The organism is Janthinobacterium agaricidamnosum NBRC 102515 = DSM 9628 (assembly GCF_000723165.1).
In the GTDB taxonomy this organism is placed as follows: domain Bacteria; phylum Pseudomonadota; class Gammaproteobacteria; order Burkholderiales; family Burkholderiaceae_D; genus Janthinobacterium; species Janthinobacterium agaricidamnosum.
In genome coordinates, this window is record NZ_HG322949.1 from 18,248 (window position 1) to 33,628 (window position 15,381).

Annotated in this window: 11 protein-coding genes and 2 pseudogenes (1 of these 13 running past the window's edge); 7 read left to right on the forward strand and 6 right to left on the reverse strand. The window is 56.9% G+C overall.

Going from position 1 to position 15,381, the window contains the following annotated elements; translation table 11 throughout:
* The first annotated feature begins 34 nt into the window (after nucleotides 1-34).
* Nucleotides 35-1,327 (forward strand): hypothetical protein, encoded by a 1,293-nt coding sequence (locus GJA_RS26995; protein WP_144241386.1) that lies wholly within the window; start codon nucleotides 35-37, stop codon nucleotides 1,325-1,327.
* Nucleotides 1,328-1,763: 436 nt separating this feature from the next.
* A complete protein-coding gene (locus tag GJA_RS00105; protein ID WP_038487343.1) occupies nucleotides 1,764-2,501 on the forward strand; it encodes an SDR family oxidoreductase in 738 nt (245 codons plus the stop codon).
* A 62-nt stretch (nucleotides 2,502-2,563) separates the two neighbouring features.
* Here the strand turns inward: GJA_RS00105 and GJA_RS00110 are convergent, their stop codons facing one another.
* Entirely contained in the window at nucleotides 2,564-3,805 is a 1,242-nt protein-coding gene (locus GJA_RS00110; protein WP_038487346.1) for a D-amino acid dehydrogenase, read from the reverse strand.
* A gap of 337 nt (nucleotides 3,806-4,142) precedes the next feature.
* Between GJA_RS00110 and GJA_RS00115 the strand changes: the two genes are divergently transcribed.
* From GJA_RS00115 to GJA_RS00130, 4 genes are all read left to right on the forward strand, one after another.
* On the forward strand, nucleotides 4,143-4,883 hold the full coding sequence (locus tag GJA_RS00115) for a GntR family transcriptional regulator (protein WP_038487349.1): 741 nt from the start codon (nucleotides 4,143-4,145) through the stop codon (nucleotides 4,881-4,883).
* 91 nt (nucleotides 4,884-4,974) lie between these two features.
* Nucleotides 4,975-5,856 carry an N-acetylmuramic acid 6-phosphate etherase gene (locus GJA_RS00120; RefSeq protein ID WP_038487352.1) on the forward strand — a complete coding sequence of 294 codons (882 nt, stop codon included), beginning with the start codon at nucleotides 4,975-4,977 and terminating at the stop codon, nucleotides 5,854-5,856.
* Nucleotides 5,857-5,894: 38 nt separating this feature from the next.
* A complete protein-coding gene (locus tag GJA_RS00125) occupies nucleotides 5,895-7,190 on the forward strand; it encodes an MFS transporter (protein ID WP_038487355.1) in 1,296 nt (431 codons plus the stop codon).
* A gap of 41 nt (nucleotides 7,191-7,231) precedes the next feature.
* A complete protein-coding gene (locus tag GJA_RS00130) occupies nucleotides 7,232-8,896 on the forward strand; it encodes a glycoside hydrolase family 10-like protein (RefSeq protein ID WP_081905185.1) in 1,665 nt (554 codons plus the stop codon).
* A gap of 83 nt (nucleotides 8,897-8,979) precedes the next feature.
* Here the strand turns inward: GJA_RS00130 and istB are convergent, their stop codons facing one another.
* The 5 genes and pseudogenes from istB to GJA_RS00155 all read right to left on the reverse strand — a co-directional run bounded on the left by istB (nucleotide 8,980) and on the right by GJA_RS00155 (nucleotide 14,248).
* The gene (gene istB, locus GJA_RS00135) at nucleotides 8,980-9,738 is read right to left on the reverse strand and encodes an IS21-like element helper ATPase IstB (protein ID WP_038498169.1); all 759 of its coding nucleotides are present in this window, start codon (nucleotides 9,736-9,738) and stop codon (nucleotides 8,980-8,982) included.
* A gap of 27 nt (nucleotides 9,739-9,765) precedes the next feature.
* Nucleotides 9,766-11,100, reverse strand: a pseudogene (gene istA / locus GJA_RS00140) (IS21 family transposase); the annotation flags it as partial.
* A 69-nt stretch (nucleotides 11,101-11,169) separates the two neighbouring features.
* On the reverse strand, nucleotides 11,170-11,808 hold the full coding sequence (locus tag GJA_RS00145; RefSeq protein ID WP_038487358.1) for an NADAR family protein: 639 nt from the start codon (nucleotides 11,806-11,808) through the stop codon (nucleotides 11,170-11,172).
* Nucleotide 11,809: 1 nt separating this feature from the next.
* The gene (locus tag GJA_RS00150) at nucleotides 11,810-12,805 is read right to left on the reverse strand and encodes a phosphoribosyltransferase-like protein (RefSeq protein WP_038487362.1); all 996 of its coding nucleotides are present in this window, start codon (nucleotides 12,803-12,805) and stop codon (nucleotides 11,810-11,812) included.
* Between the two features lie 633 nt (nucleotides 12,806-13,438).
* Nucleotides 13,439-14,248 carry a hypothetical protein gene (locus GJA_RS00155; RefSeq protein WP_038487365.1) on the reverse strand — a complete coding sequence of 270 codons (810 nt, stop codon included), beginning with the start codon at nucleotides 14,246-14,248 and terminating at the stop codon, nucleotides 13,439-13,441.
* A gap of 253 nt (nucleotides 14,249-14,501) precedes the next feature.
* On the opposite strand from GJA_RS00155, the pseudogene GJA_RS00165 reads away from it, so the two are divergent.
* Nucleotides 14,502-15,381, forward strand: a pseudogene (locus GJA_RS00165) (IS3 family transposase); it runs 338 nt beyond the window's last position.

Sequence of the window (15,381 nt, forward strand, 5' to 3'; positions counted from 1 at the left end):
ATATAGCTAATATTTAATAGAAAGATTTGCAAAAATGCCTAGGATTGCTATTACTCCTTTAGATTCCCAGCAGTTGGCGATAGGCCAGGATAGCCATAAATCGATTGATGGCGGACTCAAAAATAAATTCTCCAGAGTAAATTATTCCTCCAAAAACCGACAGGGAAGCGTGGATGATACGCACATTTCGGATCATCGGCAGCGGCAAGTCAAATTCGATAATATGCCATTCGATAATCGATGCATCGACAAAAAAATTGAACATCTGGATTTGATTAAGTTGTCATTTGGTAATTTTAGTGGCGAAGAAAAAAAGATATTAAATACTCCAGAAGATATATCAAAAATTCCTTATGCCGCGCCTTCATATGTTGAGTCCGTGAAGTCGGCGAGGCTTAGTTCTCGTGAGAGTCATCAAGTCAAGGAAAAAAGTGCTGGAAAATACGATAGAAAAGAAGTTGCGCTATTAAACCGTGCCGAGCTTGAAAAAAAACTGGCCAGCTTCGAAATCTTGCAGCCGGCCGTTCCTTCTTTTATCAGCGACTTTATTCAAGGTCTGGAAAGAGAGGACCGAACCGGAGGATATAAGGCACATCCTGAGCAGTTTACTGGAACAAAGTTCCTTCCCGGCATAGGAGGTTTTCTTATTTCTCCCAATGAGTCTTATGTTCCAAAAGGCAAGGGAGCGTATGACGATCCAAAGACCGTGAAAAATCAGTTGGGGGGCATGGCTGTGCTTGGATACTACGTGCCAGATAAAAAGTTCAACGGTCACAAAGTATTCAATGAAATCTTCAAGGATGCCGATCACGGTTTGATTGCTGGACAGGAAATATTCAATTCTGGAAAAAGGGAGAATGCGCAAAAATACAAAGAGCGGACCGGATTGGACTACCTTTCAACTTTCTGCGACCTGAGAAAAAAACATATACCACTACTGGAAAATTTTAGATCGGTAATGCTAGCCCATTTGCAGGATATTTATGCCGTCGATCCTAAGAAAGATAAGATTCAACTGTATATGCATAAACCTTTGTACGGAGACCCTAACGTCGGCTTGCACATTCATGCCCGCATCAATCAGGCCAACCATCCAGGTGAACTCGATATACAGCAATTGAATTTCGATTTGGATGAGACAATTAAAATATTGAAAGACGTCCCGGAAAACGAAATCAAAGAGGTAATTTTGAATAAGATGAGTGTCGATGGGGCAGGAAAAAAATATGTTGCAATGGCACCCATCTGGGCACCAAAAGAATACGAGGGGATCGCATCCTACTCAAAGCACTCCAATCCCTGGTTTAGACCTGAATGGAGCCGTTGAAGCGTTATTGCGGTCCCTGGACGCGCGCTTTCTCAATGGCCTGAACCGACTCTGCCTGTACACGGTTGTCGCGCCGTTGCGGGCGCGCTGCGGTATACCTTGGCAGCCAAGTGTCTGCAGGCCGGTCAAGGTCCAATTTGCAATTGATTCGAGCCGGAATTCGCGTCAAATGCGAGCACGGCCGGTTTCACACCTGAGCCACTACACCTAACAAAACATCCATGGCGGCTTGCATTGAACGTTTTGTTAGACGCGCTGAGTCAGGATTTCTTGTGCGCGATGAAGCGGTGATTGTTGATCTAATTTGTATAGTGAAAACAATTTACCCTACTTTATCCATCCATGATTAACGTTCATGATGTCGTCACTGCCTTGCAAACAAATCAACGGGAAGGCAGCTTTATCCATGTTGAAAAACTTACTCAAGGGGCTACAAATGAATAGCATCAATCAAAAAGTCGCCATCGTCACCGGATCTTCGCGCGGTATCGGCGCCGCGGTCGCGCAACGCCTGGGCGCGGAAGGCTTCAGCGTCATCGTCAACTATGTCGGCGGCGAAGCGGCCGCCCAGGGCGTGGTACAGCAGATTGTCCAACATGGCGGCAAGGCGCTTGCCGTGCAAGCCGACGTCAGCGATCCGCAAGCCGTGCGCGCGCTGTTCGACGCGGCCGAAACAAGCTATGGCGGTATCGATGTGCTGGTCAACACCGCCGGCATCATGCAGCCCAGGTCCATCGCCGATACCGACGACGAAACGTTCGACAAGCACATCGCCATCAATTTGAAAGGCAGCTTCAACACCATGCGCGAAGCCGTCAAGCGCCTGCGCAGCGGCGGCCGCATCATTAATTTCTCGACCAGCCAAGTTGGCTTGCGGCACCCAACCTATGGCGTGTACGCCGGCACCAAGGCTGCTATCGAAGTGATGAGCAGCGTGCTGGCCAAGGAATTGCGCGGCCGCAATATCACGGTGAATGCGGTGGCGCCCGGCCCGACCGCGACCGAGCTGTTCCTGAAGAACCCGCAAGAAGTGATCGACCGGTTGACGAAAATGCCGCCGCTCGAACGCCTCGGCCAACCGGAAGACATGGTCGGCATGGTTTCTTTCCTGGCGCAAGGCGACGGCAGCTGGGTCAATGGCCAGGTATTGCGCATCAACGGCGGCATCATTTAACTGCCTGCACATTGATGTACGCCGTGCAACTGGAGGTTGTCCCGCGCGATGCGATGTCCGGCTTACCCCGGCTGCAGGAAGTCCAGCGCGAATGGCGGGTGCCTGCCGCGCATCAGGTCGGCGAGGATGCTGGCGCTGCCGCAGGCGAAGGTGAAACCGAGCGGGCCGTGGCCGACGTTGAGCCACAGGTTGCCGTATTTGCTGGCGCCGACCAGCGGCGCGCTGTTTGGCGTCGCGGGGCGCAGGCCGGCCCACGGGATGGCGTTGTCGTAGTCGGCGGCGCCCGGCATCGCTTGCTGCGCCAGCCGGCTCAAGGAGGCGATGCGGTCCCGGTCCAGGCTGGCGTCGGCGCCGACCAGGTCGACCATCGCCGCTACCCGCAAGTCGGCGCCGATGCGCGCATACAGCACCTTGCGCTCGAAATCGGTGATGCTGATCTCGGGCGCGCGGTGCTGGCGGCGGATAGGCGCCGTCAGGCTGTAGCCTTTCAGCGGGTATAGCGGCAGGTAGATGCCGGCCTGGGCCGCCAGGTCGCGGCTCTGGATGCCGGCCGCCAGCACAAAGTGATCGGCTTGCAAGGGGCCGAGGTCGCTGTCCACGGCCGTGACCCTGCCATGCCGGATAAGGAAGCCGCGCGCTTCGCCCTTCAGACTGCGTTGAAAACGCGGATGCAGCAGCAGGCGCTGTTCCAGCGCCTGGCAAAACGCGTGGCAGTCGGCCACCGCTTCGCCTGGGGTAAAGATGGCGCCGGCCAGGGAGGGCGCCAGCGCGGCCAGCGCCGGCTCTTGCTGCGCCGCTTCAGCGGGCGACAGCACCTGGCGCGCCGGTTCCGATGCGGGCCGGGCCACGGCGCGCTTGAAGATTTTCTTGGAGCGGTACACCACCAGCTTGCCGGCATTGCGCCACGCGAATTCCTGCGGCGTGATGCTCAATGCCAGCTGCGCCATGCCGAGCCGGCTCAGTTCGCCCAATTGCAGCAGTGTGGCGGTGGTGCGGCGGTTGCTGGCGCTGTTGCAGTTGCGCAGGAATTGTCCCAGCCAGCGCCACTGGCGCCAGTCGGCTTCGGGACGAAAGCGCAGCGGACCGTCTTTTTGCATCAGCCATTGCAACGCTTTCAGCGGCACGCCGGCATCGGCCAGCGGCGCCACGTAGCGGTAGCTGAGCTGGCCGCCATTGCGGTAACTGGCGGCCATGGCGAGCTGTTCGCTTCGTTCGAGCAAGGTGACGCCATAACCCGCTTCGGCCAGCCACCATGCGGTCGTCAAGCCGACCACGCCACCACCAATGACGATTACCTGCTGCATGCCGCCTCGCTGTTTTCACCTGTCCATGGAAAGCTTAGGCGCCGCGGCTGTTTCCGGCCAATGAATCCTCATGCTGCGGCCATAACTTCCTGTCATGTACCGCTTGGCTGCCGACGTAGCAGGGAATACACTATTGGTAGTTAAAAGACAGCGTTTTATATTGCGACGCATCAATAGCTTTGTTTATTTGTTACAGCCATATTGAGCGGAGTTGTCATGAAGATGTTGTTTTTTGTGAGCGTAACTTTATATTATAACCATTTTATATTTATTCATTCGCTGCGGATAATACGCAAATCCCCTAACGCTATTACACTAGCGTTATGAGGAGAACTGTATGAGCCAGACCAGCTTGGAAATCAAGGTCGATTTAAACGACAATTCACCTTTGTACATGCAAATCGCGCGTAAATTGAGCGATGACGTGCGCAACGGCCGCTATCAGGTCGATCAGGCGCTGCCTTCCGAACGAACCCTGTCCGAATTGCTGGATGTATCGCGGGTGACCGCGCGCAAGGCCATCGATCAATTGGTCGACCAGGGCCTGGTGGTGCGCCGCCGCGGCTCGGGCAATTACATTGCGCCGCGCATCGAACAACCGTTGTCGAATCTGTCGAGTTTTTCGGAACAATTGAAGCAGCGCGGCTATCAACCCGCTTCGCGCTGGCTGAAGCGTGACATCGTCACCGCCACGGCGGATGAGCAACTGAGCCTGGCGCTGTCGCCGAACACCAAGGTGGCGCGGCTGGAACGCCTGCGCCTGGCCGACGAGGTGGTGATGGCGTATGAAGTCAGTATTTTGCCGCAGAGCATAGTCGCCAATCCGGAAGCGGTCGGCGCGTCGCTGTATGAATACCTGAGCAGCATCGGCCGGGCGCCGGTACGCGCGCTGCAGCATATCCGGGCGATGAATTCCGGCGCCGAGCTGGCCGGCAAACTGGGTGTGCCGGAAGGCCAGGCGGTGCTGTTCATTACCCGTATCGCTTACCTGGAATCCGGCCAGCCGGTCGAGCTGACGCATTCCTATTGCCGCAGCGACCACTACGACTTCGTGGCCGAGATGCGCCGCACGCCATAACTTTTTGGCATGTGCCGGCCCCATCCTTTCATGGATGGCGCGCCATCTTCGGTTTACACTGGTTTCATCTATTCAACATGGTCATATGGCAATGTTATCGACTGAAACCCCCAGCCAACGGCATCCCGACCTGGATCTCTACCCTGCCAACCGGCTGGTCGACACGCTGATCGGCGATCATTTCGACGCGGTGGGCGCGGTGCACCGCGCCGCGCCGCAGATCACGGCCGCCGTCACGGCGGCGTTGCCGCGCATCGCGGCCGGCGGCCGGCTGATCTATGCGGGCGCCGGCACCTCCGGCAGATTGGGCGTGCTGGACAGCGTCGAACTGTATCCCACATTTTCTTGGCCGCATGAACGGGCGCTGGCGATCCTGGCCGGCGGCACGGGCGCGATGTTCGAAGCCGTCGAAGGCGCGGAAGACGACCGTCAGCAAGGCGCGCTGGATGTGCAAGCCTTGTTGCCTGGCACCAACGATGTGGTGATCTTGCTGGCCGCATCCGGCGCCACGCCGTATGTGCTGGGCGCGCTGCACGCCGCGCGGGCCGCGGGCGCCTTGACCATCGGCATCGCCAACAACCGCGCCGCGCCGGTCAGTGTCGAGGCCGCGATCGGCATCACGCTCGATACCGGCATGGAAGTGATTTCCGGCAGCACCCGCCTGAAAGCCGGCACCGCGCAAAAAATTGCCTTGAACACGATTTCGACGGCATTGATGGTGCGTTTGAACAAAACTTACGGAAACTTGATGGTAGACTTGAAGGCGACCAACGCCAAGCTGCTGCAGCGCGCCGTCGGTCTGACCATGCACGCCACCGGCGCCGATCAGGCAACCGCGCGGGCCGTGCTGGAACAATGCGGGTTTCACGTCAAGGTCGCGATAGTTGCCTTGTCCAAGAAGATAACGACAGACCAGGCACAGGCATTGTTGGATGGAGCAAACGGCAGTGTGCGCATGGCACTGGCGCCATAAACTTGCCGGCCTGGGCCAGACCTGGGAAGCATGCAGCAGTGAAACAAGACAAAACTCCTTCCAAGCCGTGGCGCTGGATACCGTCGCTGTATTTCGGCCAGGGCATTCCCTATGTCGTGGTGATGACGTTGTCGGTGATCATGTACAAGAACACCGGCTTGTCGAATACCGATATCGCGCTGTACACCAGCTGGCTGTATCTGCCGTGGGTAATCAAGCCGTTGTGGTCGCCGCTGATCGACATGTTCCGCACCAAGCGTTGCTGGATCGTCGGCTTGCAACTGGTGATCGGCGCCGCGCTGGCGCTGGTGGCGCTGACCACGGCGCTGCCGTATTTCTTCCAGATCAGCCTGGCCATTTTCTGGCTGATGGCGTTCAGTTCCGCGACCCACGATATCGCCGCCGACGGCTTTTACATGCTGGGCTTGAAGCAGCATCAGCAGGCCGCCTTTGTCGGCGTGCGCAGCACGTTTTACCGGCTGGCGATGATCGCCGGGCAGGGCGGACTGGTCTACCTGGCCGGCCATCTGACGCAAACCACCGGCGATGTGCGGCTGGCGTGGTCGGTGGTGTTTTTCATCCTGGCCGCGCTGTTCGTCAGCCTGTCGCTGTACCATTATTTTGTGTTGCCGAAACCGGCGGCCGACCATGCCGTCAGCAAGCAAGGCACGCCGCTGGCCGAGTTCCTGGCGACGTTCACTTCCTTTTTCCGCAAGCAGGATATTGCGGTCATTCTCGGTTTCCTGCTGCTGTTCCGCCTCGGCGAAGCGCAATTGCTGAAGCTGGCCGCGCCATTCCTGCTCGACCCGCTGGCCAAGGGCGGGCTGGGCCTGTCCACCGAGGAAGTTGGATTGGTCTACGGTACCATCGGCGTGATTGCGCTGACCTTGGGCGGCTTGCTGGGCGGCTATGCGATTTCCCGCTATGGTTTAAAACGCTGCCTGTGGGTCATGGTACTGGCCGTGCATGTGCCGGACCTGGTGTTTGTTTACCTGGCCACTACACTGCCGAGCAATATTTATCTGATCGCGGCCGGTATCGCTACCGAGCAATTCGGTTACGGCTTCGGTTTTGCCGCGTATCTGCTGTACATGATCATGGTCGCCGATGGCGTGCATAAAACCGCGCATTACGCGATCTGCACCGGTTTCATGGCGCTCGGCATGATGTTGCCCGGCATGGCCAGCGGCTGGATCCAGCAATTGCTCGGTTACCAGCATTTTTTCATCTGGGTTTGTATCGCGACGATTCCCGCCTTTATCATGGCGGCGCTGGTCAAGATCGATCCGGAATTCGGCAAAAAAACCGCCGAATCATCGGCAGTATCAGCGTAGTCGATTCATGCTGGCGCGGCCATTTATATCCGCACAGTAAAATGCCGGCACCTGCCCGCGAACTACAAGGAATTGTTTTGTTTTCTACCGTAAAAAAATGCCTGTATGCGGCGGCCGGCCTGGCCGGCGCCGTGGCCATTGCCGGACTGCTCAGCAGCTGCGCCACCAGAATGCCGCCGTCGGCCGTCACCGCGCCGCCGCTGGCGGCGATTGAAATGCCGCCGCCGGCGCCGCGCGAATTCCGCGCTGCCTGGGTCTCGACGGTCGCCAATATCGATTGGCCCAGCCGCAGCAACCTGTCGGCCGAGCGCCAGCAAAAAGAAGCCATCGCGATACTCGACCGCGCCAAGGCCTTGAACCTGAATGCGATCGTGTTGCAGGTACGGCCCAGCGCGGACGCCATTTACCCCTCCAGGCTGGAACCGTGGTCGGAATTCCTGACCGGCCAGCAAGGCCAGCCGCCGCAGCCGCTGTACGATCCGCTGAAATTCTGGATCGATCAGGCCCATGCGCGCGGCCTGGAATTGCATGCATGGTTCAACCCGTACCGGGCGCGCCACGCGACCGCCAAGTCGCCGCTGGCGCGCGACCATTTCGCGGTCACCAATCCCGCGTCGGTCAAGCAATACGGCCGCTTCCTGTGGATGGACCCGGGCGACGCGGCCGCCGCCGAGCACACCGAGCAAGTGGTGCTGGACGTGGTGCGCCGTTACGATATCGACGGCGTGCATATCGACGATTATTTTTATCCGTATCCTATCGATGCGCCGGGCGCCGGCGCCGGTGCGGAAAGCGCCGCGCTGGAAGCCGGCAATGGCGCCAAGCGCGAACTGGATTTCCCGGACCAGCCGTCGTGGCAGCAATATCTGCTGTCCGGCGGCCAGCTGGACCGCGCCAGCTGGCGCCGCCAGAATGTGAACCAGCTGATCGAAACCCTGTACACCGGCATCCATCGCGAGAAAAGCTGGGTGCGTTTCGGCATCAGCCCGTTCGGCATCGGCCGGCCGGCGCTGCGTCCGAAGGGTATCGTCGGGTTCAGCCAGTACGATAAATTGTATGCCGACGCCGAATTGTGGCTGGCCAAGGGCTGGCTCGATTATCTGTCGCCGCAACTGTACTGGCCGGTGGCGCAGGCGCCGCAGGCGTTCGATGTGCTGCTCGACTATTGGCTGGCGCAAAATCCGCAACACCGCCATATCTGGCCGGGCCTGTACACCAGCCGCATCGACAATTCGGCCAAATCCTACCCGCCGGAAGAAATCTCGAAACAGATCAATGTCACGCGCAGCCGTCCCGGCGCCAATGGCCAGGTGCATTTCAGCATGGCGCCGCTGATGGAGAACCGCAAGGGCATCGGCGACCAGCTGAAGGCCGGCGTGTACCAAAGCCCGGCGCTGATACCGGCCACGCCGTGGCTGGGCGCCGAGCCGCCAGCGGTGCCCGGCGTAACGCTGCGCCGCGATGCCAGCAGCGTCAACCTGATGCTGACGCCGGGCGCCGGCAAGCCGGTCGCGGTGTACGCCTTGTGGGTACGTTACGGCGCGGCGTGGCGGTTCTCGGTATTGCCGGGCGCCCAGACTGAATGGACCTTGCCGGACGACGCCAGCACCGGCCCCGCCAATGCGGTGGTGGTCAGCGCGGTAGACCGCCTCGGCAATGAAAGCGCGCGGGTCTCGGTGCCGCCGCTGGCCGGCAGTCTCAAATAAGGCCCGGCCGGTAATGCTGCGCAAAGCATCATTTTTGGGTATCTGAGCTGTGCAAGGCAACATGCCCAGCTTGACATTTTCTCTTACACATACCGCACTCCCTTGGGTGTTTTTGGTCGTTGGGCGCGTAGCGAGTCACCGGTCAGTGTGAAGCGGTGGTTGCGCTGCATGACGCGATCCAGAATGGCGTCGGCAATGGTGGCGTCGCCGATCCAGGCATGCCAGTGCTCCACCGGCAATTGGCTGGTGATGATGGTGGCCTTGTTGCCAGCCCGGTCGTCGATGATCTCAAGCAGATCCGAGCGCGTCATGCCGTCGATGGTCCCCATGCCCCAGTCGTCGAGGATCAGCACGTCGGTCTTGGCCAATTGAAGCAGCCATTTGCCGAAGGCGCCACTGCCGTGCCGGATGCGCAGTTCTTCCTGCAAGCGGGGTACGCGTTGATAGATCGCCGAGTAGCCACGCCGGCAGGCGTACTGCGCCAGTGCGCAGGCCAGCCAGGACTTGCCGGCGCCGGTTGGGCCGGTGACCAGGACGCTATGACCGGCGCTGACCCAGTCGCCCAAGGCCAGGCTCATCACCTCGCGCCGGTCGACGCCGCGACCGGCGCGCGCGTCGATGTCCTCGATCGCGGCCTGTCCATATTTGAGATGCGCATTCTTGAGCAGTCGCACCAGCTTGCGGTCATTACGGGCGTGGACCTCGCGGTCGATCAACAGCGCCACGCGCTCCTCGAAGCTCAACGCCGTCATGCCGGGTTGGGCCAGTTGTTCCTCCAAGCCCGCTGCCAGGCCGTCCAGTTTCAGTGAGCGCAGCTGCGCCAGGGTGGTGTGCATCATCATCGCCATACTCCTTATTATTTATATTGTTTATTGGTAGTAGCCAGAGCCGCGCAGATGAGCGTGGTCAGGGCTGACCCATTCTTCGGCGACCACGGGGACGCTTTGGTCGCGGTTGTTCTTCAGGATGTCGTTCACGTGGCGGTACTGGCAGGCGCCGATCTGCAGGGCCAACATGCACGCCGCTTCGAAGCGCACCTTGCCATAGCGCTTGGCCAGCGACAGCAGGCCAAGGCAGGCGCGGTAGCCATGCTCTGGATGCCGGTTCTCGGCCATCAGCCGCGTCACAGCCTCGGCGGTCGCCGGACCGATGCTCTCGCCCCAGTGGATCAGCCGTTGCGGCGTCCATTCCATGTGTGCGCGGTGTGCCGCCGGCATGTGCGCTGCGACGGTCGTGAAACCGCCGACGCGGCTGTTGCGGGCATGGCTGGCGACGCGCTGGCCGCGATGCAGCAGCTCGACCACCGCCGTCGTGATGCGCGCCTCCAGCACTTGGCCGACCAGGGTTTGCGGCACGCTGTAACGATGGCGCTCGACCTCCACGTGGTAGTCGATGTGGACCTTGACGGTCTTGAACCGAGCCATCTCGTAACGCTGTAACGGCAGCGCCAACAAGGCCGGCGCATCGATCTCGGCGAAGGTGCTGGCACGGCTGCCAGGCAGTTTTTGGAAGGGCTTCTCGTTGAGCCGCGTGAGCAACGGCGCCATAGCCTGATTGACCTCGTGCACGCTGCCGAACTGCTGATGACGCAGGCGCGCCATGATCCAGCGCTCGACGATCTGCACCGCCGATTCGGCCTTGGCCTTGTCCTGCGGATGGTACGGCCGCGCCGGCAGGATCGAGGTGCCGTAATGGCGCGCGAAGTCGAGCACGGTGTCGTTGCTGCGCGGCTCGTAGCGGTTGGCGTCCGAGATCATCGCACGCGGATTGTCGGGCACGATGAGCTGCGTCACGCCGCCGTAGAAGGCCAGCGCGCGCGCCGTCGATTCGAGCCAGTCGGCCATCGTCTCGCGCGGCGTGGCGCAGGCGTAGGTATAGCTCGACGCGCCCATCGAAGCGACGAAGATGTGCGCGCGCCCGCCATCGGTGAGCGCGATGGTGGGGCCGGCATAATCGATGAACAGCTTCTCGCCGGCGCGGTGGATCTGACGCATCGAACGCTTGAGCTGTCTGGCAAAGCGCCGGTAGTTTTCGCAGTATTGCGAGTAGGCGTAGGTTTGGCAATCCTCGTAGTCGGCGCGATGCTCTTCCCACAGCAGCATCAATGTCATGCCCTTGCGCCGCAGTTCATGGTGCATGCGCCCATAGTCGGGCTGCACATAGTCCCGCCCCTTTTGGGAGCCGACCAGTAAGCGCTGCTCCAGCCTTCTGATTACCCATATCTTTCGCACGCCAGATTAAACCCAAGCTGCATTTCTCGCTTGGTCAGGTATCTATAGCAACCTACTTTGTTGTGGTTGAGTCGGATCATTTGTGGCATCTACGATCTCAATTTCCCTACCCAAGAGAAAAAAATCGGGCACACTCAACGGCTCTACAATCTTTAGCGACTGGCTTTCGTCGTACTTTAAGCGCTCCCGAAGCTCCATAAGAAGCCGTCCAAGAATATTCTGGCCTATAAGAGTTCCATCCGGTCTTACAAAGGCCCCCCAGAAATTATCTTTGCTTGATTGCTCAACGATATCCCGTTCACCGGTACTCAACAGTAATTCGCCAAATGTTGAGTAATGACGGGCCAGCTTTACCCGGAGACTCCAGCGCATGATCTTGTGTCGAACCAGATCCCAATCGGACCTTGTTTCGTCTCTATAGGGCTTGCTCTTCCGTTTTGCAATCATCGGGCTCGCTTCATCAATTATGAATTGCTGCACATCAGGTCGATGTGGAAAACGGCAGACTTGGTATAGCGCCTCACTGGTCCTGATGGAAATACCATTCACCGATAGCGGAAAGCCCGATGCCATATTCGAAAGCCCCCCAAATTCATCTCTAGTTGTGTGAAAAACTACGCACTCACTCCTCACGTAGGTGCGCAGGTTTACCGTTTTGCTTTCATTTGGTGAAGGCTGCATTTTATTCGTATGTTTTACGGGGAAAGAGAGGATACCATTCCAACGCGCCACGCCCTTCTTGCTCTCCCCACCACAATGCAAGCGGCGAAGTATTAGGACAGTTCCGGTAAGTACAAATCGTGGAGCCGAAACCGACGCCGAAGCTGCCAAATCCTAATGGCTTTAGCACATTTGTAGGGCTCTTGATCTGCGAACGTATCTTTCTGCCTGCCTCTAGAAATTCATGCTCCAGTACTTGCCGACCTTCCTCCGTGATGAACACTTGGCTTTTACCTCCTGGCTTCCGAGCGGCGTACTGAAGCGTTTGTGCACGTACGTAATCGTCTGCGGCTTGCTCCTCACTCAATGCAATAGGCCAAAACACTCCAGAGTTGTGATTGTTCGTCACTCGATTTTCGACTTGGATTTGCTGTCCATATGCGACAGAGACGTCTTTACCAGATTCCGCAATTACCTTAGGTGTACGAGTATTGCGTGCGTAATACGTCGATGTATAGCTGACCAACGAGATGACCTTAACACTAGCCTTCGGTGGAGCGAATTTGAGCCAAGAACTAATGTCACTGGCGATCCGGCTACCTGTATAGGTAACGTCGTCGAGGTATACATATTTGCCGTCTGGCGTCCCACCAGCGTTGAGATCGACCTGAAATTTCTGCTTAAGCAATGGTACCATGAGGGCGATCATCTCCTTCTGGCTATGTCCATTTAATTGGATGTCCAAAACCTTTGCTTTTCGCCAGAACTCAGCAGGATTTGCACCCACGATGACAGCATTTTCACTGACCTTTGCTAACAAATCCAGCACTTTAGCCTTGGTGAGAAACGTCCGTTTCAAAACGACGTCAAATTCCCTGAGGAATATTATTTGATTCTCTGAAGAAAACTGCCTCGCCCATCTGTCCACATGCGCGACGTTTGGAGAAGCAATTTCTCCCTCCCGATACGTCTGAATGGTTGAAGCAATCGATACAAGAAGCGCGTCGCGTTCGTTCATTTTTTACCCTAGTTGTTGGTATTGCAAGCAACTATAGGTTACATAAGAGAATACAAGATGTCATTAAAAGAATAATTATTTCCGTACTTCACAGTTCGTCTCGGAAGCAGGGCTTGGCAAGGGGAAGTTGGCTCCACGCAGGAGCGCGTTGTGTCGACTCGACTGTCGAAAGTTCTAAAATAAAAAATGGCAGCATGATCACATGTATCATGCTGCCACTCGGTTAGCTGAATAGATTCAGCTGATGCGGATGCGACCGCCAGTGCTGCCGTACGTTCTCATCACGTCCAAAACGACGTCTGGTATATTGACGAACGAAAACGTCTTTTACTTTACTAAAGTTGCGCATAATGCACTCCTCTAACAAGATAGAGGGACATTAGTTCTTGCCTACGGCTGCATCTTGTCGTAAACTTTGCCTTGTCTAGTTATACGACAAGGATGCGGAGGTAGTGACAGGGCATGCCCTTACCTACCCTACATCAACGTGAAAGCGTTATCTCTCACGTGCAAGTTAGTAATCAGATGCAGTCGTTATTATCATCAAGCGGATTTTCAAAAACGACGCTCGCAACACGTAGTACAACATGTTTTACCTCCTTTCTCATGTTCGCCCTCACGGCGTGGATTGGATTACAAAGAAGCCCCTGTCCCCACAGGGGCTTTGTCTTTTTCAGCAAGACGATATAGGTTACCCATCTTCACTACTTGGCCGGAACCAATCAAGGTAGCTAATACATTGTAAATAAACTGGCTGTGCTTCTTCAGACTTGCCGGAGCATTGGGCACCTCGCTAATCAAGACCTTCAACTCTGCTGCGGCCAAACCTCCTGCGTGCCCCTTAAGGATCGATAAAATAATCTCACCGGAACTGCCCGAACGGGTTTGGGTTGAAGGTCCTTCTGGCAACGACTCACCACGAGCGATAATCGAATCGACTGTTTTTTTCGCATAAAGCAACCCACCGTGCTTAACAAGCACTCGCTTTTCAGATAGCTTACCGATGCCGTTGTAGAACCCCTTTTCTCCAACCGACGTTGGCATTGCAGGAAACTCATTTCGAATCGTAGTCAATAATTCCTTGTGAGCAAGCCCGGTGCTAGAATTTTCAAGTACATGCTGAATTGCTTTCGTCCAAGAAGGTACATTCTCGGAGTGGCTCCCATCAACGGCTGTCAAGGTGAACTCTGACGACACATCTGCGGTCGACTCATTAACACGAACAGGAACGGTTGCTACCTCTACTTCCTTCTGCACTTTAGGAACTACATTAAGCGCTGCATCCGGGTCGAAGCCCAGTGGCGCAAACATAAGAGCCGCTTCATAGCGCTTTTTCCGTTGCGAAATCCTTTCCGGTAACTCTTTGAGAAGCTGAACGTCAGCTTCCAGCTCATGCTTAAGCTGAAGAATGAATTCGGCAGAGAGTTCAGAGGGATTTACCATGACGCAAGCGTAAACCACCTCATCCGTAAACGCAAGGCGAAAATATGAGAAACCGCTGTTTTTCTATACAGCAGGGGAAAATTGCTCAAAAATGAGTAACGCCATACCCCATAGTGAAGAATGCAGATCTTTAGGGCGTGAGGGATGATTGTCGTGACAGTTTCCACGTCGGCTCATGCTTGCTTCCAGTGCTGTGGTCTAATTTGCCCGGACACCTCGATAGGTGGAAAATACAGCACCTGAGGAGTTAAGTATGTCGACAAGAAAACGTAGGACCTTCGATCCGAGCCTGAAACTGGAAGTGGTTCGGATGATCAATGAACAGGGCCAGAGCGTCCAGAACGTCAGCGAAAGCATGAGCATCGGGCAGACTGCGATCCGGCGCTGGCTGCAACAATACGGTGCCGAACAGAGCGGGCAGCCAGGCATAGGCAAACCGCTCACAGCCGAGCAGCAAAGGATCCGCCAGCTGGAGCTGGAGAATCAACAACTTCGGCAGGATGTCACCATATTAAAAAAAGCTTCGGCCTTCTTTGCCCGCGAAATGAAATGATTTATACCGTTATTCGCCAGTTGCAAAAGGAGGCCATCCCGGTCCTGCAGAGTTGCCGCGCCTTGGCCGTCAGTCGATCCGGTTTTTATGAGGCGCAGCGTGGTTCTGCCAAACCGCTTTTGTGCAAAGCGAGCGTGCATTTGCGGGCAGCGTTTATGGCCAGCCATCAGAGCTACGGCAGCCGCCGACTGGTTACCGCCATGGCCAGCGAAGGCTTCCACATCGGGCGCTACAAGGTGCGCAGCTTGATGCGCCAGGCGGCCTTGAAGCCCGTCTGGAAGCGTCAATTCGTCCATACGACAGACAGCAAGCACGGCTTGCCGGTCGCCGACAATGTATTGAACCGGCAGTTCAATCCGTGCGCGCCAAACCTGGCGTATGTGAGCGACATTACCTACATCCGCACCGGTGCCGGTTGGCTGTACCTGGCCACCGTGCTGGACCTGTACGCCCGCAAAGTGGTCGGATGGGCCATGGCGCCGAGCATGCCCGCCAAGCTGGTCTGCGATGCCTTGAATATGGCCATTCAGCAGCGCCAGCCGGCGCCCGGATTGATCGTCCATTCCGACCGGGGGAGCCA

What these genes read in the sequence shown, in the direction of transcription:
- GJA_RS00155 (WP_038487365.1), bottom strand. Translation starts at nt 14,248, where the DNA reads ATGGTAAATCCCTCTGAACTCTCTGCCGAATTCATTCTTCAGCTTAAG.
- GJA_RS26995 (WP_144241386.1), top strand. Translation starts at nt 35, where the DNA reads ATGCCTAGGATTGCTATTACTCCTTTAGATTCCCAGCAGTTGGCGATA.
- istB (WP_038498169.1), bottom strand. Translation starts at nt 9,738, where the DNA reads ATGATGATGCACACCACCCTGGCGCAGCTGCGCTCACTGAAACTGGAC.
- GJA_RS00105 (WP_038487343.1), top strand. Translation starts at nt 1,764, where the DNA reads ATGAATAGCATCAATCAAAAAGTCGCCATCGTCACCGGATCTTCGCGC.
- GJA_RS00110 (WP_038487346.1), bottom strand. Translation starts at nt 3,805, where the DNA reads ATGCAGCAGGTAATCGTCATTGGTGGTGGCGTGGTCGGCTTGACGACC.
- GJA_RS00145 (WP_038487358.1), bottom strand. Translation starts at nt 11,808, where the DNA reads ATGCAGCCTTCACCAAATGAAAGCAAAACGGTAAACCTGCGCACCTAC.
- GJA_RS00120 (WP_038487352.1), top strand. Translation starts at nt 4,975, where the DNA reads ATGTTATCGACTGAAACCCCCAGCCAACGGCATCCCGACCTGGATCTC.
- GJA_RS00130 (WP_081905185.1), top strand. Translation starts at nt 7,232, where the DNA reads ATGCCGGCACCTGCCCGCGAACTACAAGGAATTGTTTTGTTTTCTACC.
- GJA_RS00115 (WP_038487349.1), top strand. Translation starts at nt 4,143, where the DNA reads ATGAGCCAGACCAGCTTGGAAATCAAGGTCGATTTAAACGACAATTCA.
- GJA_RS00150 (WP_038487362.1), bottom strand. Translation starts at nt 12,805, where the DNA reads ATGAACGAACGCGACGCGCTTCTTGTATCGATTGCTTCAACCATTCAG.